Source organism: Bacillus sp. AFS098217, from assembly GCF_002551815.1.
In the GTDB taxonomy this organism is placed as follows: domain Bacteria; phylum Bacillota; class Bacilli; order Bacillales; family Bacillaceae_G; genus Bacillus_A.
In genome coordinates this window covers 41,979-60,847 of sequence record NZ_NVPR01000031.1, presented here as the reverse complement: position 1 = coordinate 60,847, position 18,869 = coordinate 41,979, and the positions used below count along the sequence as shown (strand labels likewise).

General features: G+C 35.1%; 12 protein-coding genes, 9 tRNA genes and 1 pseudogene. 21 read left to right on the top strand and 1 reads right to left on the bottom strand.

Annotated elements, in window-relative coordinates; translation table 11 throughout:
* Window positions 1–30 precede the first annotated feature (30 nt).
* The 18 genes and pseudogenes from COO03_RS08055 to yhbH all read left to right on the top strand — a co-directional run bounded on the left by COO03_RS08055 (window position 31) and on the right by yhbH (window position 12,025).
* A tRNA-Thr gene (locus COO03_RS08055) sits at window positions 31–106 on the top strand.
* A gap of 10 nt (window positions 107–116) precedes the next feature.
* A tRNA-Tyr gene (locus tag COO03_RS08050) sits at window positions 117–200 on the top strand.
* Window positions 201–214: 14 nt separating this feature from the next.
* Window positions 215–288, top strand: a tRNA-Trp gene (locus COO03_RS08045).
* Between the two features lie 12 nt (window positions 289–300).
* A tRNA-His gene (locus COO03_RS08040) sits at window positions 301–376 on the top strand.
* A gap of 114 nt (window positions 377–490) precedes the next feature.
* Window positions 491–565: transfer RNA gene (locus tag COO03_RS08035), tRNA-Gln, on the top strand.
* A 5-nt stretch (window positions 566–570) separates the two neighbouring features.
* Window positions 571–645 (top strand) — tRNA-Gly (locus tag COO03_RS08030).
* A 10-nt stretch (window positions 646–655) separates the two neighbouring features.
* Window positions 656–726: transfer RNA gene (locus COO03_RS08025), tRNA-Cys, on the top strand.
* A 10-nt stretch (window positions 727–736) separates the two neighbouring features.
* A tRNA-Leu gene (locus tag COO03_RS08020) sits at window positions 737–818 on the top strand.
* Between the two features lie 400 nt (window positions 819–1,218).
* Window positions 1,219–1,938: a YebC/PmpR family DNA-binding transcriptional regulator gene (locus COO03_RS08015; protein ID WP_097896623.1), complete on the top strand. Its 720-nt coding sequence runs from the start codon at window positions 1,219–1,221 to the stop codon at window positions 1,936–1,938.
* Between the two features lie 58 nt (window positions 1,939–1,996).
* A pseudogene (locus COO03_RS08010) lies at window positions 1,997–2,131 on the top strand (DNA mismatch repair protein MutT); the annotation flags it as partial.
* 867 nt (window positions 2,132–2,998) lie between these two features.
* Window positions 2,999–3,775 (top strand): transglycosylase domain-containing protein, encoded by a 777-nt coding sequence (locus tag COO03_RS08005; protein ID WP_097896621.1) that lies wholly within the window; start codon window positions 2,999–3,001, stop codon window positions 3,773–3,775.
* 188 nt (window positions 3,776–3,963) lie between these two features.
* Entirely contained in the window at window positions 3,964–4,617 is a 654-nt protein-coding gene (locus tag COO03_RS08000) for a DsbA family protein (protein WP_141523279.1), read from the top strand.
* 113 nt (window positions 4,618–4,730) lie between these two features.
* Window positions 4,731–4,804 (top strand) — tRNA-Gly (locus COO03_RS07995).
* 211 nt (window positions 4,805–5,015) lie between these two features.
* The gene (queG, locus tag COO03_RS07990) at window positions 5,016–6,158 is read left to right on the top strand and encodes a tRNA epoxyqueuosine(34) reductase QueG (RefSeq protein ID WP_097896618.1); all 1,143 of its coding nucleotides are present in this window, start codon (window positions 5,016–5,018) and stop codon (window positions 6,156–6,158) included.
* A 44-nt stretch (window positions 6,159–6,202) separates the two neighbouring features.
* Window positions 6,203–7,090 (top strand): amidase domain-containing protein, encoded by an 888-nt coding sequence (locus COO03_RS07985; RefSeq protein ID WP_097896616.1) that lies wholly within the window; start codon window positions 6,203–6,205, stop codon window positions 7,088–7,090.
* A gap of 58 nt (window positions 7,091–7,148) precedes the next feature.
* Entirely contained in the window at window positions 7,149–7,637 is a 489-nt protein-coding gene (trmL, locus tag COO03_RS07980; protein WP_097896614.1) for a tRNA (uridine(34)/cytosine(34)/5-carboxymethylaminomethyluridine(34)-2'-O)-methyltransferase TrmL, read from the top strand.
* 659 nt (window positions 7,638–8,296) lie between these two features.
* Window positions 8,297–10,192 carry a PrkA family serine protein kinase gene (locus COO03_RS07970; RefSeq protein WP_097896613.1) on the top strand — a complete coding sequence of 632 codons (1,896 nt, stop codon included), beginning with the start codon at window positions 8,297–8,299 and terminating at the stop codon, window positions 10,190–10,192.
* Window positions 10,193–10,849: 657 nt separating this feature from the next.
* Window positions 10,850–12,025, top strand: coding sequence for a sporulation protein YhbH (gene yhbH, locus COO03_RS07960; protein WP_097896611.1), 1,176 nt, complete (start codon window positions 10,850–10,852; stop codon window positions 12,023–12,025).
* Window positions 12,026–12,147: 122 nt separating this feature from the next.
* Here the strand turns inward: yhbH and COO03_RS07955 are convergent, their stop codons facing one another.
* Window positions 12,148–13,959 (bottom strand): S-layer homology domain-containing protein, encoded by a 1,812-nt coding sequence (locus tag COO03_RS07955; protein ID WP_097896609.1) that lies wholly within the window; start codon window positions 13,957–13,959, stop codon window positions 12,148–12,150.
* A gap of 453 nt (window positions 13,960–14,412) precedes the next feature.
* On the opposite strand from COO03_RS07955, the gene COO03_RS07950 reads away from it, so the two are divergent.
* The 3 genes from COO03_RS07950 (at window position 14,413) to COO03_RS07940 (ending at window position 18,744) form a co-directional block, all read left to right on the top strand.
* On the top strand, window positions 14,413–14,961 hold the full coding sequence (locus COO03_RS07950) for an NfeD family protein (protein WP_097896607.1): 549 nt from the start codon (window positions 14,413–14,415) through the stop codon (window positions 14,959–14,961).
* Between the two features lie 12 nt (window positions 14,962–14,973).
* Window positions 14,974–16,536: a flotillin family protein gene (locus COO03_RS07945; RefSeq protein ID WP_097896606.1), complete on the top strand. Its 1,563-nt coding sequence runs from the start codon at window positions 14,974–14,976 to the stop codon at window positions 16,534–16,536.
* A gap of 225 nt (window positions 16,537–16,761) precedes the next feature.
* Window positions 16,762–18,744 carry a methyl-accepting chemotaxis protein gene (locus tag COO03_RS07940; protein WP_097896604.1) on the top strand — a complete coding sequence of 661 codons (1,983 nt, stop codon included), beginning with the start codon at window positions 16,762–16,764 and terminating at the stop codon, window positions 18,742–18,744.
* Window positions 18,745–18,869 lie beyond the last annotated feature (125 nt).

Genomic DNA, 18,869 nt, shown 5'->3' with positions numbered 1-18,869 from the left:
CCGTCCCGAGCCACCATTTTAACTAAATATGCCGGCTTAGCTCAATTGGTAGAGCAACTGACTTGTAATCAGTAGGTTGGGGGTTCAAGTCCTCTAGCCGGCACCATGTAAGTTTCGGAGGGGTAGCGAAGTGGCTAAACGCGGCGGACTGTAAATCCGCTCCTTCGGGTTCGGCAGTTCGAATCTGCCCCCCTCCACCATTTACATTTTATATAGGGGTATAGTTTAAAGGTAGAACAGAGGTCTCCAAAACCTCCAGTGTGGGTTCAATTCCTACTACCCCTGCCAAAACACAACATGGCGGCTGTGGCGAAGTGGTTAACGCACCGGATTGTGGCTCCGGCATTCGTGGGTTCGATTCCCATCAGTCGCCCCATTTATTTTAAATATTTACAAATTAATTTAACTATGATAAGATAGACAATGTCTTATTTAAATATTAATGGTAATAAAATAAGTGTTGAAACTATATAATGTATTAATAATTCGGTGGGCTATAGCCAAGCGGTAAGGCAACGGACTTTGACTCCGTCATGCGCTGGTTCGAATCCAGCTAGCCCAGCCATTTTTGCGGAAGTAGTTCAGTGGTAGAATACAACCTTGCCAAGGTTGGGGTCGCGGGTTCGAATCCCGTCTTCCGCTCCAAATTTAATATGGCGGCATAGCCAAGTGGTAAGGCAGAGGTCTGCAAAACCTTTACCACCGGTTCAAATCCGGTTGCCGCCTTTCTTATTATGCCGATGTGGCGGAATTGGCAGACGCGCACGACTCAAAATCGTGTTCCTTCGGGAGTGTCGGTTCGACCCCGACCATCGGTATCAAATAGCGTGGTAGAAAAAGACTCTAACAGAAATGTTAGAGTCTTTTTCGAATATGAAACAGCTTAGTAGAGCGAAAATAGAGCTTTTATTACCTAATATTACATGTGGTGAAGCAAGTGGCGTAGAAATGAAGAAGTTAGTGAAAAACTTTACATCACTCATAATTCACCACAAACTGTAAAATCATGTTATTTGAGTATTACACTCGTAATGAATTATAGAATTAAGGTATAATATAATTTGGTGAATGAACAAAAATTATATCGATTTATATTATGTCAGTAATGCGAATTGATTAAGAACTTTTTGTATTTATTTTGAAAAAGTGTTGAATAAACAGTGTATTTCATATTAATATTTTTTATGTAGATTTAAACGTGAAAGAGAGTGGAACAGTATGGGCCGTAAATGGAACAATATTAAAGACAAAAAAGCGTCAAAAGATGCAAATACAAGCCGTATATACGCTAAATTTGGACGTGAGATTTATGTAGCAGCAAAACAAGGTGAACCGGATCCAGAATCAAACCAAACGTTAAGAGTTGTATTAGAGCGTGCAAAAACGTATAGTGTACCAAAAACAATTATTGACCGTGCAATTGAGAAAGCAAAAGGTGGTTCAGAAGAAAACTATGACGAGCTTCGTTATGAAGGATTTGGACCAAATGGATCTATGGTAATCGTGGATACACTTACAAATAACGTAAACCGTACTGCAGCAGATGTACGTGCTGCATTTAGTAAAAATGGTGGTAACATGGGTGTAAACGGATCTGTAGCATATATGTTTGATGCGACAGCTGTTATTGGTCTTGAAGGAAAAACATCAGATGAAGTTCTTGAGATTTTAATGGAAGCAGATGTAGATGCACGTGATATTTTGGAAGAAGAAGAATCTGTTATCGTTTATGCTGAACCTGATCAATTCCATGCAGTACAAGCAGCACTTAAAGATGCTGGTATTACTGAATTTACAGTTGCAGAATTAACAATGCTTGCACAAAATGATGTAGAACTTCCAGAAGATGCACAAGTACAATTTGAAAAAATGATTGATGCATTAGAAGATTTAGAAGATGTGCAACAAGTTTACCATAACGTAGACTTAGGTGAATAATGAAGAAAAAAGACCCTTTCGTTTAATGAATAGGGTCTTTTTTCTACTAAAATTTTTTAATGAAGAAAATATTGATACGTATATAACGCGTCCTCATATGAGATCAAGAACGCTTGATGCGATGAAGGCAACTCATTTTATTCCATATGAAACATGGAAGGTGAAACCTTATAATCTAGTAGGACGATTATAAAATTATATATATTTTTATATAAATCCATTTTAATTTTTCAACATCTACATCCCTGCTATGCAGAATAAAAAGTAACCTATACTCGTTTGCTCGTTCTGTTTTTACTTCGCATGTGGCAGAAAAAGACCCTGACGCTTCTATGCATGAATAGATGCTCTCTCCCACCTAAAAAGAGAGGTTTTTTGTTGGTCTTTTAATTGATGTATATATAGGTTAGTCGCTTGAGATCATCTCAAACGACTAACCTTTCTTTTTGTGTAAAGAAAATCGTCTAATATGTAAGGAGAAAGGTCAAACTAAAAGTATAGTTATTTTGAAACGGAAATTAGAAAGTTAGTATTGATTAATAGAACGTTTGTTCTGTATAATAGTTATACTGTTATAAAGAAACTTGGTCAAAAAATCAGTTCACCGCTCAAAAAACAGATGCATCTCAAATGATATAATAGAAGAATGAGGGCTTCCTATTCAAGTTTTCATATGAATAGGAAGTTAAGAGGTATTGTGATACAATATGTTTTTTATCCCGCTATTCGCGGGCAGTAATACTTCCACCTCAAAATTTGGCGAAAGCATTGTCCAACTCTAGCGGCTAGAATCTTCGGTCGTTTCACTCCCTCGGACGAGGCAAAAAGCGCCTCTCTGTTGGGACTTCAATGTCCTGTGATTCTGAGCGAGCCGCTTCCGCTTTTCTAAAGAAGTTAGGTGAGAGATAAACGGCCCGTAAAAGCCCGATTGATTAAAGTTTAGCTTTATACCTTACAACATTGTAAGGTATAGGTAAGAAAAATCGATTGGACGTTCTTTAAAGAAAATGTATTCTTAATTTAAGAATTATATATGATGTACGGAAAAGAGGTGTGCACGATGAAAGAACGAGTATTATCTAGGGTAAACTATCACCAAAAAGTTTCATTCAATCCGATTGCAAAATTTTTTTATAAAGCTATTATTTTATTATTATTACTAAGTTGTACATTATTATTTATCGGAAATGTAATGATTGAACGAAGTGATATTAGTAAGTTACATGTACCTACTCAATTAGTGATACCAGATTCACTAGCTCACGCATTTATTGCGACAGAGGATAAAAGGTTTTATCATCATAACGGTTTAGACTATATAGCAATTGTGCGTGCTTCTATTGAAAATATAAAAGCTGGTGGTGTTGTACAGGGCGGAAGTACAATTACACAACAGCTTGCAAAAAATGTTTTTTTATCTAATGAACGTACGTTTTCTCGGAAATGGAAAGAAATTTTTTATACAAAAAAAATTGAGCGCACATTTACTAAAGATGAGATTTTAAAATTATATGTGAGCAATATTTATTATGGAGAAGGTGCATGGGGAATTGAAAAGGCGGCAAATTTATACTTTGGTAAAAAGGTCAATCAATTAACATTGAGTGAGAGTGCTATGATGGCTGCTGTAGTAAAGGCACCTGCCTATTATTCACCTGCAGAGAATTATGATAAAGCAGTAGAAAGACGAAATGTTGTTTTAAAACTAATGGAGCGACAAGGATACATTAATCATGATGAATATATGCAAGCTGTAAGTGAGAAATTAGTGATTCGTCACGATATTAAAACAGAGCATTCCGTGCAAAAGACAGCACGTGAAAAAGCTGTAAGCTAAAGGGAGTTCCTATATAGGAGCTTCTTTTTTATGAATAAAATATGAAAAAAGGGGACACAATATCGTCACATTTGTTATGTTTTTGGAAATTATGTGAGCGTGTTCATTGCGTGACTTGTATAAGTATTGATATTATGTGTAATGTATACAAAAATGTATACAGAATATGAATTTAAAGAGGAATGTATATGAAATCATCAAACAAAATCATGGTTCTTGGTATTGTTTTTTCTGTCGCAGTATTAATCGTAATAGGGACAATTGTGTATAGTATTATAAATGACAAGAAAGATAAAGGGGATGAGATGTTTGCTTATTCCACACAACAATCTTTAGGTAAGGAAGATGCTCCTGTTAAGATTGTAGAATTTGGAGATTTTAAATGTCCAGCTTGTCGAACTTGGGATTCGACAGTATTACCTCGTTTAAAAGAAGATTATATTAATAAAGGTAAAGTAAAGTTTTATTTTATTAACTTCCCATTTATCGGAAAAGATTCTGATTTAGGTGCTGCTGCTGGTGAGGCGATTTATAAACAGGATCCAGAATCATTCTGGACATTCTATAATGAAATCTATCAGAATCAGAAGAAAGAAAATGAAGAATGGATTACAGAAGAACTGCTTCTTAATATAGTAAAGGAAAAACTTCCGAAAGTGAATGTGGAGCAGTTTAAAAAAGATTTACATAGCAAGGAAATGCAAGATAAAGTACGACAGGATTCAGATCACGCAAAAAAACTAAAAGTACCAGGTGCTCCTTCAGTATATGTAAATGGAAATCTTGCGAATCCAGATTATGATAGTATCAAAAAGGAAATTGATAAAGAATTGAAAAAGTGATGAGTATATCATCACTTTTTCGACTTTTTTCGATAAAATTCTTGCTTGGATTTTTGTTACATGCTATAATATTTTACATAAGTTATTTCAATGACTTATGTTTTTTCATATTTGCGGGTGTAGTTTAGTGGTAAAACAAGAGCCTTCCAAGCTCTGGTCGAGGGTTCGATTCCCTTCACCCGCTCCAGATCTTATTTCATATTCTCATAATAAATTGTGATCAACGCAGTGTTTCGTTTCTAAGATAAACGAGGCATTGCGTTTTTTAATGTTTGGAAATGATAATTTTATGGGAAAATAGAATGAAAGAGTATGATTACGAAGTGAATTGCTAACCAACAGTAGGTGGCTACTTGTTAGATGAGGTGTATGTATTCATCGTAGGAGGAAGCTTAAGCATGGATTTTGAGAAATTAAAGCAAGAAGTAATAGCGTATAGTAAGACGATTGGAATAGATAAAATAGGTTTTGCGAGTGCTTCATCATTTGAAGAATTAAAACAGCGTTTAATTCAGCAGCAACAATTAAATTATCAGTCTGGTTTTGAAGAACCTGATATTGAAAAAAGAACAAATCCACAGCTGTTATTGCCTGGTGCAAAGTCAATTATTGCGATTGCGTTAGCATACCCGTCAAAGTTGAAAAATGCGCCGTTAAGTAAGCGAGGAGAGCGAAGAGGTATTTTCTGTCGAGCTTCTTGGGGACAAGATTATCACCTTGTTTTACGAGATCGCTTGCAGAAATTAGAGGCATATTTAATTGAGAAACTTCCAGATATAGAAGTGAAGTCAATGGTGGATACAGGAGAATTGAGTGATCGCGCTGTTTCGGAACGTGCTGGCATTGGATGGAGTGGAAAGAATTGTTCTATTATTACTCCTGAATTTGGCTCTTATGTATATTTAGGTGAAATGATTACGAATGTACCATTTCCCCCTGACCAGCCGATAGAAGATCAATGTGGCAGCTGTACAAAGTGTATTGATATTTGCCCAACGGGAGCACTTGTACAGGGCGGACAATTGGATTCTAAAAAATGTATTGCGTTTTTAACACAGACGAAGGGTTTCTTACCTGAAGAATATCGAGATAAGATTGGAAACCGTATATACGGATGTGATACATGTCAAACAGTTTGTCCGAAAAATAAAGGGAAAGATTTTCATAATCATCCTGAAATGGAGCCGGATCCAGAGTTAGTTAAGCCGTTATTATTACCACTTTTAACGATTAGCAATCGAGATTTTAAAGAGAAGTATGGTATTATGTCAGGATCGTGGCGGGGGAAAAAACCACTGCAACGAAATGCAATTTTAGCGCTTGCTCATTTTAAAGAAACGGCAGCAATTCCTGATTTAATAGGTGTTATGAAAGATGATCCAAGACCGGTAATGCGGGGGACCGCAGCATGGGCACTTGGTAAAATTGGCGGCGATGAAGTAGGAGCAGCCATTGAAAAAGCAATGGAACGTGAGAAAGATGAAGAAGTCCTTCATGAAATGAATCGTGGACTTGAATTGTTGGCACAGAAAAAACAGTAGATAATATTATCCTTCTTCATATTGTAATATGGGAGGGAGAGGAAATGATTGTAAGATCACATATTGAAAAACAGATGAAACAATTTTTAGCATTTATAACAAATAAACGTATAAATGCAGATGAAATTCCTGCAGATTTATTGCAAGTATTGCAAAGAAAAAAAAGCTTGTTTCAAAAACGTGGTGCTGAAATAGTAAAAGCAACAGCAGATGTTTCTTTTATTAGACAATTAAATAGCAGGGCATATCAAGAAGTTGATTATCAAGTACATTTGAAATATTTAATCCATCATAAAGAATTATTTTATATTGAAGAGGAACAATTAATACGACGTTTGCGTTTAAAAGATGGATGTATTGCAAAAGATCATGTTATTGAAATGAAAGAAGAAACTGTAAATAGTGGAACACTAGAACGTGAGGGAAAGAAAGGGAAGTCTAGTTCATATCAATATAATCGTCTAGAAGCGGTTAAATATGCGGAACGCTGGTGGGATGATCGAAACCCAGCATATCGCAATTTTCCTGATAATTGTACGAATTTTATTTCACAGTGTCTACATGCAGGGGAGACACCAATGACAGGATATCCTAACATTCGTAAAGGCTGGTGGCAAAGGGAAAATCAGTGGAGTTGGAGCTGGGCAGTAGCTCATTCATTTTATTGGTATTTGTCAGGCGCTACAGCAGGACTTCAGGCTAAAGCAATGGAAAAACCCGAAGAACTTATACTTGGAGATGTAATTGCCTATGATTTTGAAGATGATGGAAGGTGGAATCATACAACAATTGTAGTAGCAAAGGATGCGGATGGTATGCCGCTTGTAAATGCACATTCTGCTAACAGTCGCCGTCGTTATTGGAATTATGAAGATTCGAGTAAGTACACACCACAAATGAAATATAAATTTTTTCATATTATTAATGGGTAGAGATTTTTCGCTCAAGTGGTATAATACGTAGTAGACAAAAAATAGAGGTGAATATCACGTGGGAGTACATGTTGTTTTATATCAACCAGAAATTCCAGCAAATACAGGGAACATTGCACGTACTTGTGCAGCCACTGGAACAGAATTACATTTAATTCGACCGCTTGGATTTTCAACGGATGATAAAATGTTAAAACGTGCTGGTCTAGATTACTGGCAGCACGTAAAAATTACGTATTATGATTCAATTGAAGAGTTTTATGAAAAAAATAAAGATGGTGAATTTTTCTATTTAACAAAGTATGGTGAAAAGGCACATACAGCGTTTGATTATAGTAATCGTGAAAAAGATTACTACTTTGTATTTGGAAGAGAAACAAATGGATTACCGGCAAACGTAATCGAAGAAAATTTTGATCATTGTTTACGTATTCCGATGACAGATAAAGTTCGTTCATTAAACTTATCAAATACAGCAGCAATTTTAATTTATGAAGCGTTCCGTCAGCAAAATTATCCAGGTTTAGATTTAGAAATTGTGTACTAAGAGTCGTCATTTGGCGGCTTTTTTCTTTAAAAGGATGTAGAAAATATTTATTTTTATATATACATCAATTAAAAAAACGACATAACCCCCCTCTTTTTAGGTGGGAGAGAGCATCTAGCCATGCATAGAAGCGGTCAGGGTCCTTTTCTGCCACATACGAANNTATTCTGCATAGCAGGGATGTAGATGTCGAAAAATTAAAATGGATTTATATAGTTAAATATGTAATCCAAACAAGCTGATAGGAAGATTTACGAAAACCTAGTTAAAAAGTAGAAGGAAAAAAAGTGATGTGCCTAGGCTCATCACTTTTTGTTTGTTCCGGGTTTATCATTATATCCAGATGTGAAAATTGCAGTAAGGAATGTGAGTGAGACACCTAAAATTAGTAATAATTTCATGTTAATTCCCCCTCTCTTTTAATATATGAATAGCGGAGTTTATGTAAGTTCTGTGGAAGTAAAGAAGGGATTTATATAAGAATGAATAAAAAGGTGAGCTCCCTAATATTTTTATTATACAGAATTTTCTTTGAACTTTGGTAATGAAATTTTTAAGGAGTATTAGATATTTCATTTTGATTTAAAGAATGTTTAAGGACATCCTCGCATACCTTTTATAATAATCCGATTGAACAAGGAGATGGGGGAGGAGCTATAATGGATATTTTAAAAAAAATTGAACAGCATCGAGAAGCAGAAGAACGTTTACAATGGGAAGGTACGTTTGCGGATTATTTGGAGCTTGTGAAGAAAAGACCATGGGTGGCTCAAACAGCACACTCTCGCATTTATAATATGATTAAAGAAGCTGGGATTGAAGAAGTAGATGGCAGAAAAAAATATAATTTTTTTAGTAATCAATTATTTGGATTAGAGGAAGCATTAGAGCGTCTTGTTGAAGAATATTTTCATCCGTCTGCGAAACGTTTAGATGTTAGAAAACGGATTTTATTATTAATGGGGCCAGTTAGTGGAGGGAAATCGACATTAGTTACAATGCTAAAAAGAGGATTAGAAACATACTCACGTACAGATCGGGGGGCTATCTTCGCTATAAAAGGATGCCCGATGCATGAGGATCCTCTTCATTTAATCCCGCATCATTTACGGGACGATTTTTTTGATGAATATGGCGTAAGAATTGAGGGGAATTTGTCACCATTAAATGTAATGCGATTAGAACAGGAATATGGTGGAAGAATTGAAGATGTAGTTGTCGAGCGTATTTTCTTCTCTGAAGATCGTCGGACGGGGATTGGTACATTTAGTCCCTCTGATCCAAAGTCACAAGATATTGCTGACCTAACAGGTAGTATTGATTTTTCTACAATTGCAGAATATGGTTCAGAGTCGGATCCGCGTGCCTATCGATTTGATGGAGAGTTAAATAAAGCGAATCGTGGCATGATGGAATTCCAAGAGATGTTAAAATGTGATGAGAAATTTTTATGGCATTTATTATCACTTACACAAGAAGGGAATTTCAAAGCAGGAAGGTTTGCGCTTATTTCAGCAGATGAATTAATTGTAGCCCATACGAATGAAACAGAGTATCGCTCTTTTATATCCAATAAGAAAAACGAAGCATTACATTCAAGAATTATTGTAATGCCAGTTCCATATAACTTGCGTGTTAGTGAAGAGGAACATATTTATGAAAAGATGATTCGTGAAAGTGATGTATCGAATGTGCATATTGCGCCACATACATTTCGCGTTGCGGCAATGTTTACAATTTTAACTCGTTTAAAGGATCCAAAGCGTCCAGATATTGATTTAATTAAAAAGATGCGTTTATATGATGGTGAGATGGTAGAAGGTTATAATGCAATTGATGTCGAAGAATTGCAGCGTGAATATCAGGATGAGGGTATGAGTGGTATTGATCCTCGTTATGTGATTAACAGGATTTCTTCTACAATTATCCGGAAAGAAGTTCCATCGATTAATGCACTTGATGTATTACGCTCTTTAAAGGATGGATTAGATCAACATCCATCTATTAGTAATGAAGATAGAGAGCGCTATATGAATTTCATTTCATTAGCAAGGAAAGAGTACGATGAAATTGCGAAAAAAGAAGTGCAAAAAGCGTTTGTATATTCATATGAAGAATCAGCTAAGACACTTATGGATAATTATTTAGATAATGTTGAAGCATATTGCAATAAATCAAAATTACGCGATCCACTAACAGGAGAAGAAATGAGTCCAGATGAAAAGCTTATGCGTTCAATTGAAGAACAAATTGGCATTTCGGAAAATGCAAAGAAAGCATTCCGTGAAGAAATTTTAATTCGTATTTCTGCCTATGCTCGTAAAGGAAAACGCTTTGACTATAATTCACATGAACGTCTTCGTGAAGCGATTCAGAAAAAGTTATTTGCTGATTTAAAAGATGTGGTAAAAATTACAACATCCACTAAAACACCAGATGAGAATCAACTTAAGAAAATTAATGATGTTGTAGCACGCTTAATCGATGAACATGGTTATAACTCTTCATCAGCAAATGAATTGTTACGCTATGTGGGCAGTCTATTGAATCGATAGTTTGATAATAAAACGCTGTCTCTTATGAAAGCAGAGGCAGCGTTTTTGTATCTATCTGATTGAAGTGATGGAACTTTACTATATAAATCCATTTCGATTTTCCGACATATAAGTCGCGGCTATGAAAACAAAAGGAAATCTCCACTTATTTTCTCTCTTTGTTTTTACGTGGCATGGGGCTAAAAAAGAACTGACCGCTACTATGCATGGTCGGATGCTCTCTCCCACCTAAAGATTAAGTTTTTTATGTCGGTTTTTTAATCTGTATTTATATAGTGAATGTTTCCTGGGGACTTGTCCAAATATAATAAATTAAGATGCAATTTCATGAATTTATTGTCAATTATTTTTACAATACGCATATGATAGAGTAACCAACCATTCATACAGAAAAAAGCCAACACAATACAATATGTTGCAGAGCAAAAAAATGTGCAACAATGCATTGTGTTTCTTTCTTATCAACTACAGAATGTTTCGTTCTATTAATCGAGTGTCAAAGTTTTTGTTGGGAACGTTCGGCGTATTACGTAAAGTGATGATTAAAAGGAAAATAGGTTTTAATGAACAGTTATTTTTTGTCACATCACAAACTTATATGTAGTCGTACTGTTTGTTGGAATGGAATGAAAAAAATTACAGTAAGGAGGGAAAGGGATGGGCGAAGAAAATCAACCTAATTATACAATTTCACAGGAAAACTGGTCCCTCCATCGCAAAGGATATGACGATCAACAACGCCATCAAGAAAAGGTGCAAGATGCAATTAAGAATAATTTACCAGATCTTGTAACAGAGGAAAGTATCGTTATGTCTAATGGTAGGGATGTTGTAAAAATACCAATTCGTTCTTTAGATGAATATAAAATTAGATATAACTATGATAAGAATAAACATGTTGGGCAAGGAACGGGTGATAGTAAAGTCGGAGATGTAGTAGCAAGAGATGGATCAAGTGCCCAAAAGCAGAAGGGACCAGGAAAAGGGCAAGGTGCAGGAGATACAGCTGGTGAAGATTATTATGAAGCTGAAGTATCTATTTTAGAATTGGAGCAAGCGTTTTTCAAAGAGTTAGAGCTACCTAACTTAAAGCGCAAAGAAATGGATGAAAATCGTATTGAACATATTGAATTTAACGATATTAGAAAAACAGGGCTATGGGGCAATATTGATAAAAAACGAACGATGATAGCAGCCTATAAACGAAATGCGATGAGTGGAAAACCATCTTTTCATCCAATTCATAAAGAAGATTTAAAGTTTCGCACGTGGAATGAAGTATTAAAGCCAGAATCGAAGGCTGTTGTATTGGCAATGATGGATACAAGCGGATCAATGGGAATTTGGGAGAAATATATGGCGCGTAGCTTCTTCTTTTGGATGACACGCTTCTTACGTACAAAGTATGAAACAGTAGATATTGAATTTATTGCGCATCATACAGAAGCAAAAGTTGTAACAGAAGAGGAATTTTTCTCAAAAGGAGAGAGCGGTGGAACGATATGTTCCTCTGTCTATCGAAAAGCACTTGAACTTATAGATGGAAAGTATTCACCAGAACGCTATAATATCTATCCATTTCATTTTTCAGATGGGGATAACTTAACATCAGATAATGCTCGTTGCGTGAAGCTTGTACAAGAACTGATGAAGGTATGTAGTATGTTTGGGTATGGAGAAGTGAACCAGTATAATCGCCACAGTACGCTTATGTCAGCATATAAAAATATTAAAGATGAGAATTTCAGATATTATATTTTAAAACAAAAAGCTGATGTATTTCACGCGATGAAGAGTTTTTTTAGGGAAGAATCAGGTGAGAAAATGGCGTAACGATATAAGGGAATCAGAATTTATATTGTTATTGAAAATATAGCGAATGAATAAAGTAAGATAGAATTTACCTGCTCATAAAACTAACAAAGGCATCCAAAAAAAGATGCCTTTGTTAGTTTTTAATATGTAAAAGTAATAGTTACTAATGAATAGCCTGGTTTTGCACTATATGGTGCTGCTTGATAAGAAGCGCGTTGTGAGCCTTCTGGCCAATCCACCTCTTTGAATATTTTTTTCACATCTTGTATGGATCCGTCCGTAGATTGTTTATAAAGAACCTCTACTTTTTCTGGTTTTGATGAGAATTGCTGTTGTAATTTGTCTTTTAGTTCATCATAGTTATTAGCAATATATTGTGTAGATAAGTAAACCAGTTTTGTATCTTTTAGTATTTGTTCATATGTTGATGATTTAGAGCTACCAGCTGTTATCTTATTTGTAAGTTCATCATAGTAATTTGTGGTAGCCTGTGGGTACTCACTGCGATTCCATTGATGATCTTTTGCAATTTGTTCATCAGATAAATTAAAATATGAATATAATACTCTTCCTTGTTCGTCTGGTATTGGATCATCGAATGTTGTATCAAGGTGATACCATTTGTTATCAATTTTCACTAAATTCCAAGCGTGTGCTTCTCCGTTTCCAGTTCCAGTTACGATATGAGAATCAATCCCTGCTTCTTTAAGCAATTGATAGGTTAATAGTGCATAACCTTGACAAACAGCAGAATGGTTTGCTAATGCCCCGTATCCTGTGTAAGAATTATATGAAGTATCATAAGCCACATGTTTTACAACATAATCATGAATGGCTTTAACCTTTTCATGCTCATCCATTCCATTTTGGATGATGGAATTAACAACTGTTTTTGTTTGCTGCATTACATATTCTGTTTGCTCTTTTGATTCACGATATGTAATGTTTAAGGTGAAAGTATAGTTTCCAGGTGAACCAGAAAGAGAATAGGAAGTTTGTGCTATAGTATAATCCACATATTCATTTGTATGTACGACTTCTTTATATGCGTTAAAAAGTGTATCCATAACTTCCTGAGTATTCGTATTCTTTGTTTTGTATGGAATTGTAATATTTGTTTCATAAGTATCGATATGTTTCTGTAATTCTTTCTTAAATTCTTCTATTAGTTGTGTATCCCCTTGTGGAGCGCTAGGATCTGTTTGCTTATTTTCTCCTTGTGGAGTGCTAGGATCTGTTTGTGTATTTCCTTCAGTGCGTTTCTTATATTCTAAAGCATTGTATAAAAACTGCGCATATTGTTCGCGTGTCACCTTCTTATTCGGCTCGAATTTCCCATCACCTGTACCTGATGCGATATTATTTGATTGTACAGCGCTAATGGCATCATTGGCCCAAAAATTTCCTGGTACATCGTTAAATGTATGTGGTTTTTGAATGGAAAGATGGAAAGCATTTTTAATGATTTGCGCCATTTCCGCACGGCTTACAGAATCTTTTGGTCTGAAACTTCCACGTTCATCGCCTTTAAAAATTCCTAAATCAGTTAGAGTTAAAATCTCTTCTGGAAACATTGTAGAAGTAGAATTGATATCGCTATATGGATTTTTAAGTTTAGAGCCGTCTTGCATTACATAAAGAGAATTATCATTACTAAAAGTGCCATTTTTTTTATTGGGAAGTAAAACACGATAAATTAAAGCAGCTACTTGTTCTCTCGTCGCAACGTCACCTAAACCGAACATTCCATTTCCATAGCCGGCAATAATATTTTGATTTGCCAAATTCGTAATAGCAGGATATGCCCAGTGCGTTTGAGGAACATCATAAAATGAAGCAGACGTCTGATTGTTAGGGGTTTCTGCAGCTTTTACAAGACTACTATTTGAGTATAATAAAGCACTGCCTATTAGTGTTAATGATGTAATTGATTTTAATAGTTTCGTGTTCATAATACTTCCTCCTAATATATAATTTTATAGATAAGTTATACAATTTGATTTGAAGCATAGTATGAATTTATTTATTGAAAAATCCGAAGGAAAACAATATAACTACATACATTATACAATTAATCTTTTTATAACGATATAATATATTTGTGAAAATGCAAAATAACATAATCTAAGATTGTATAGAAATCTAAATTAGCAAGATAAATTCATTTCCAATGTATATATAACTTTACTTTTTGTGGAAATTGATATATTATATAGATATACAATATATCAGTTATTTTCTAGGAGGAGCCTGTCACTATAGGCTCCTCCTGTTCTTTTTTAGGAAACCTGTCGTACAGGTTTTTCTTTAAAAAACAAGTGACTGAAAATTAAGATAAATAATCTTTAGAAGAGGTGAGGCATACACATAACAGAAAGGGATTGTTTAAGAAAGGGGGATAAGAAATGATAGTGTTTGGTTATCCGCTTGAGACAATTTATTTATATGGATTTATTGTTGCCACTATACTTACCGTTCTCTATATCTTTTTTGGGGATATATTTGAATCAATATTTAGCTTCGGGGGTGGATCCACATCTATTGTAACGTTACTACTCAGCTTCTTTGCTATGCTCTGTGGTTTTAGTTATATAGGCGAGTATTTATTTTCTTTAAATAGTATCGTTATTTTTAGTCTTGCATTTTGTGTATCTTTTCTTGGAGTTTTTGCGATGAAAATATTAATTTTAAAACCAATTGCAGAGGCTGAGCAAAATACAGTACAACGTATGGATGAGTTTGTTGGATGTCGAGGGGAAGTAATTATTACAATCCCGAAAGAAGGTTTTGGAGAAGTATTAATTTCGTCACAATTTGGAAGCAATGCGATACCAGCTAAGACAATTGGCAAGAAAGAGATTTTGCAAGGAACCGAAGTCATTATTGAGGAAGTTCAAGATGGTGTTTTGCTTGTACAAAACATCGCTTATTCTTTAAAAAAACCAAAGTTATAAGGGGGAATTTGAATGATTCCATTAATTATCGGTGGTGTCTTACTCGCAATTTTACTTTTACTTATTTTGGTGTTCATCACAAAATATCGTACAGTTGGTCCAGATGAAGCACTCATTGTAACAGGGAACTGGCTCGGCGGTGGAAAGAATGTTGTAACAACAGATGATGGAAAGAAGATTAAGATCATTCGTGGTGGTGGTACTTTTGTTGTACCAATTATGCAACGAGCAGAACCTCTTAGTTTATTAAACTATAAATTAGAAGTTGGAACACGTGATACGTATACAAAGCAAGGGGTACCTGTTACAGTAAACGGCGTTTCCATTATTAAAGTAGGATCAACAATTGAAGAAGTATCTACAGCAGCTGAACAATATTTAGGGAAAGAAACAGAAGAGTTAAAAGTAGAAGCGAAAGAGGTATTAGAAGGGCATTTACGTGCCATTTTATCTTCAATGACAGTAGAAGATGCTTATAGTAATAGAGAGCAATTCGCGCAAAAGGTGCATGAAGTAGCTTCGACTGATTTGAAAAAGATGGGTCTTCGCATTGTTTCTTTTACAATTAAAGAAATAATGGACAAAAACGGCTATTTAGATGCACTTGGCCAGCCGCAAATTGCAACTGTAAAACGTGATGCACAGATAGCAAATGCAGAGCGTGAAAAAGAGGCACGTATTGAAAAAGCGCGTGCAGAGAAAGAAGCGAAAGCAGCTGAATATCAACGTGATGCACAAATTGCAGAAGCTGAAAAGCATAAGGAATTAAAAGTACAATCATATAAGCGGGAGCAAGAACAAGCTCGTGCTGATGCAGATCTTTCGTATGAATTACAACAAGCAAAAGCACAACAAAATGTAACGGAAGAACAGATGCGCGTTAAAATCATTGAGCGTGAAAAACAAATTGAATTAGAAGAAAAAGAAATTGCACGTCGTGAAAAACAATATGACGCGGAAGTAAAGAAAAAGGCAGATGCAGATCGTTATGCAGTTGAACAATCAGCGGAAGCAGAAAAAGTAAAACAAATGAAAAAAGCAGATGCAGAGCAATATAAAATTGAGGCAGAGGCAAAAGCGCGTGCAGAAGAAGTGCGTGTAGAAGGTTTAGCAAAAGCTGAAATTGAAAAAGCACAAGGGCAAGCTAAAGCTGAAGTTCAAAAAGCACAAGGTACAGCAGAAGCGGATGTTATTAGGTTAAAAGGTTTAGCAGAAGCAGAAGCGAAACAAAAAATTGCCGAAGCATTTGAATTATATGGGCAAGCAGCAATTATGGATATGGTCCTTAAAATGCTTCCAAACTATGCGAAGGAAATTGCAAGTCCACTTAGCAACATTGATAAAATTACTGTTGTTGATACAGGCGGCGGTGGAAAAAACAGCGGTGCTGGAAAAGTGGCAGGATATGCGACTGACTTAATGGCAACGATGCAGGAAACATTAAAAGCTTCTTCTGGTATTGATTTGAAAGAGCTATTAGAAAGTTTTGCTGGAAAAGGTGCAGTGCAGCAGGCGGTTAGCGAAAAGCCTGTAGTGCAAGTGGTAGAAGAACAGAATAAAGAGCATCAAGAATAGTGTTGAGTAAAGCCTCTGATCATATGATCAGAGGCTTTTTGCTGCTACTTAAAAAATTTTAATAATACACATGCTTATATGTTGTTTTAATTATTTAATTTATATAGAATTAAAGATATGTTTCTACAGGATAATATTTTTATTTACATTATAAGATTTATATAAAAGGATAAAAATGTTAAAAGTTTTGCGGTTTAAACAAAAACGTATAAAGGGGAAAGAGATATGTTTCAAGGGACAAAGGGACTAAGGGGAGTACCTTTAAAAACGAAATTACTTGTATCGTTTATTATCATTTTAATTCTTCCAAGTGTTGTAATTGGCTGGACCTCTTATCAACAAGCAAAAACAAATTTTAATGAAGCGATTTTACAAGCAGCAAAAGATAATATAAAGATTTTAGATAATGTGGTAAATAAAGACATAGAAAATAAGTATGTAGATGCGACGTATTACGCAAAGTTATTTACGCAAGCAAGTTATCAAGAAGATCAGCTTCAAAATGTTCAAAATAAATTAGAAGAATACAATAAGGTACATCCAGAAATGGAAGCAATCTATACTGCTTCTAGCAATGGACAATTTATTCAATCACCAGCTGTTCAAATGCCAGAAGGATACAATCCTACAGAAAGGGATTGGTATAAAGAAGCAGTGAAAAAGAGTGGAGAAGTGGTTGTAACAGCTCCTTATACATCAAAGACAACAGGAAATATAGTTGTAACAATTGCGAAACAAAATGAAGATAAAAGCGGTGTAATTGGTATTGATTTAATCATTAATGGAATTGTGACGACTTCCAAAATGGTTAACATCGGAAAACATGGATATGTAGCAATTTTTGATCAAAACAAGAATGTAGTCGCACATCCGTCTAAAAAATCAGGTGAGAAACTAGAAGACTCATTGGCGAAAGAACTTTATCAAAAAGAGACAGGTGATTTTCAGTATTCTCTAGATGGTGAAGACCAAAATGTAATATTTAAGACAAATAAGAAAACAGGATGGAAAATAGTGGGATTTATGCCTTCAAAAGAAATCATTCAGGCAGCTGAGCCTATTCTTTATAAAACATTGACTGTAATAGGGATTTCATTATTAATTGGTGGAGTGTTAATTTATTTCATTATCGCCTCTATTATTAAACCGTTAAAAGAACTTGTTATGTCATCAAAGAAAATTAGTGAAGGAGATTTAACAGAATCAATTGCTATTTATTCGAAAGATGAAATTGGACAATTAGGGCTAAGCTTTAATGAAATGTCGACATCTTTACATACTGTGATTTCTCAGATTAATAAGTCAGCAGGCTATGTAGCGGCTTCTTCAGAAGAATTGACAGCTAGTGTAAAACAAGCAAGTGAAGCGACAGGACAAATTACACAAGCTATGGAGCAAGTATCAAGTGGTGCAGAAATACAAAATCGAGAAGTTGAAGAGGGAGCAAATTTATTAGAAGAAGTTACAGAAGGAATCCAACGTGTTGCAGATAGTTCTTCATTAGTATCAAATGCATCTGTATATACAAAGCAAAAAGCTGAAGATGGCGGGAAATTAGTAGAACAAACAGTTAATCAAATGCAATTAATTCATCAATCTGTTTCGCATTCAGATACAGTCATTGCTTTATTAGATGATAAGTCGAAACAAATTGGAGAAATTCTTGAGGTAATCCAACACATTGCGGAGCAGACAAATTTATTAGCATTAAATGCAGCAATCGAGGCAGCAAGAGCTGGTGAGCATGGAAGAGGTTTTGCAATTGTAGCAGATGAGGTGCGGAAGTTAGCGGAACAATCAGGACAATCTTCTACAGAAATCGGAAAGCTAGTATCGGAAATACAGTCCGATATAAAACAAACCGTAAATTCTATGAATCAAGTGGGAAAAGAAGTACAGTCAGGGCTTGTAGTTGCTAACGAGACAAAACAAAGCTTTGCAGAAATATTACGTTCTACAAATGATACAGTTTTACAAATAGATAATATGGTAGATATAGCAAAACGTATGACAGTAGATGCAAAACAAGTAAGTGCATCCATTAATGAAATTGCAGCAACAGTCGAAGAAAATGCGGCAAGTGTACAAAATATTGTTGGTTCTTCTGAAGAACAATTGGCTTCCGTGGAAGAAATTAATTCAGCGGCAGTTCATTTATCACAAATGGCTGAAGAGTTACAAGGAATGATTGGGAAATTTAAAGTGTAAAAAGATTTTTATATTCTATATATACATCAAAAACCCCTCTTTTTAGGTAGGAGAGAGCATCTGGCCATGCATAGAAGCGGTCAGGGCCTTTTTCTACCACATGCNNATTTAGATGTCGAAAAATT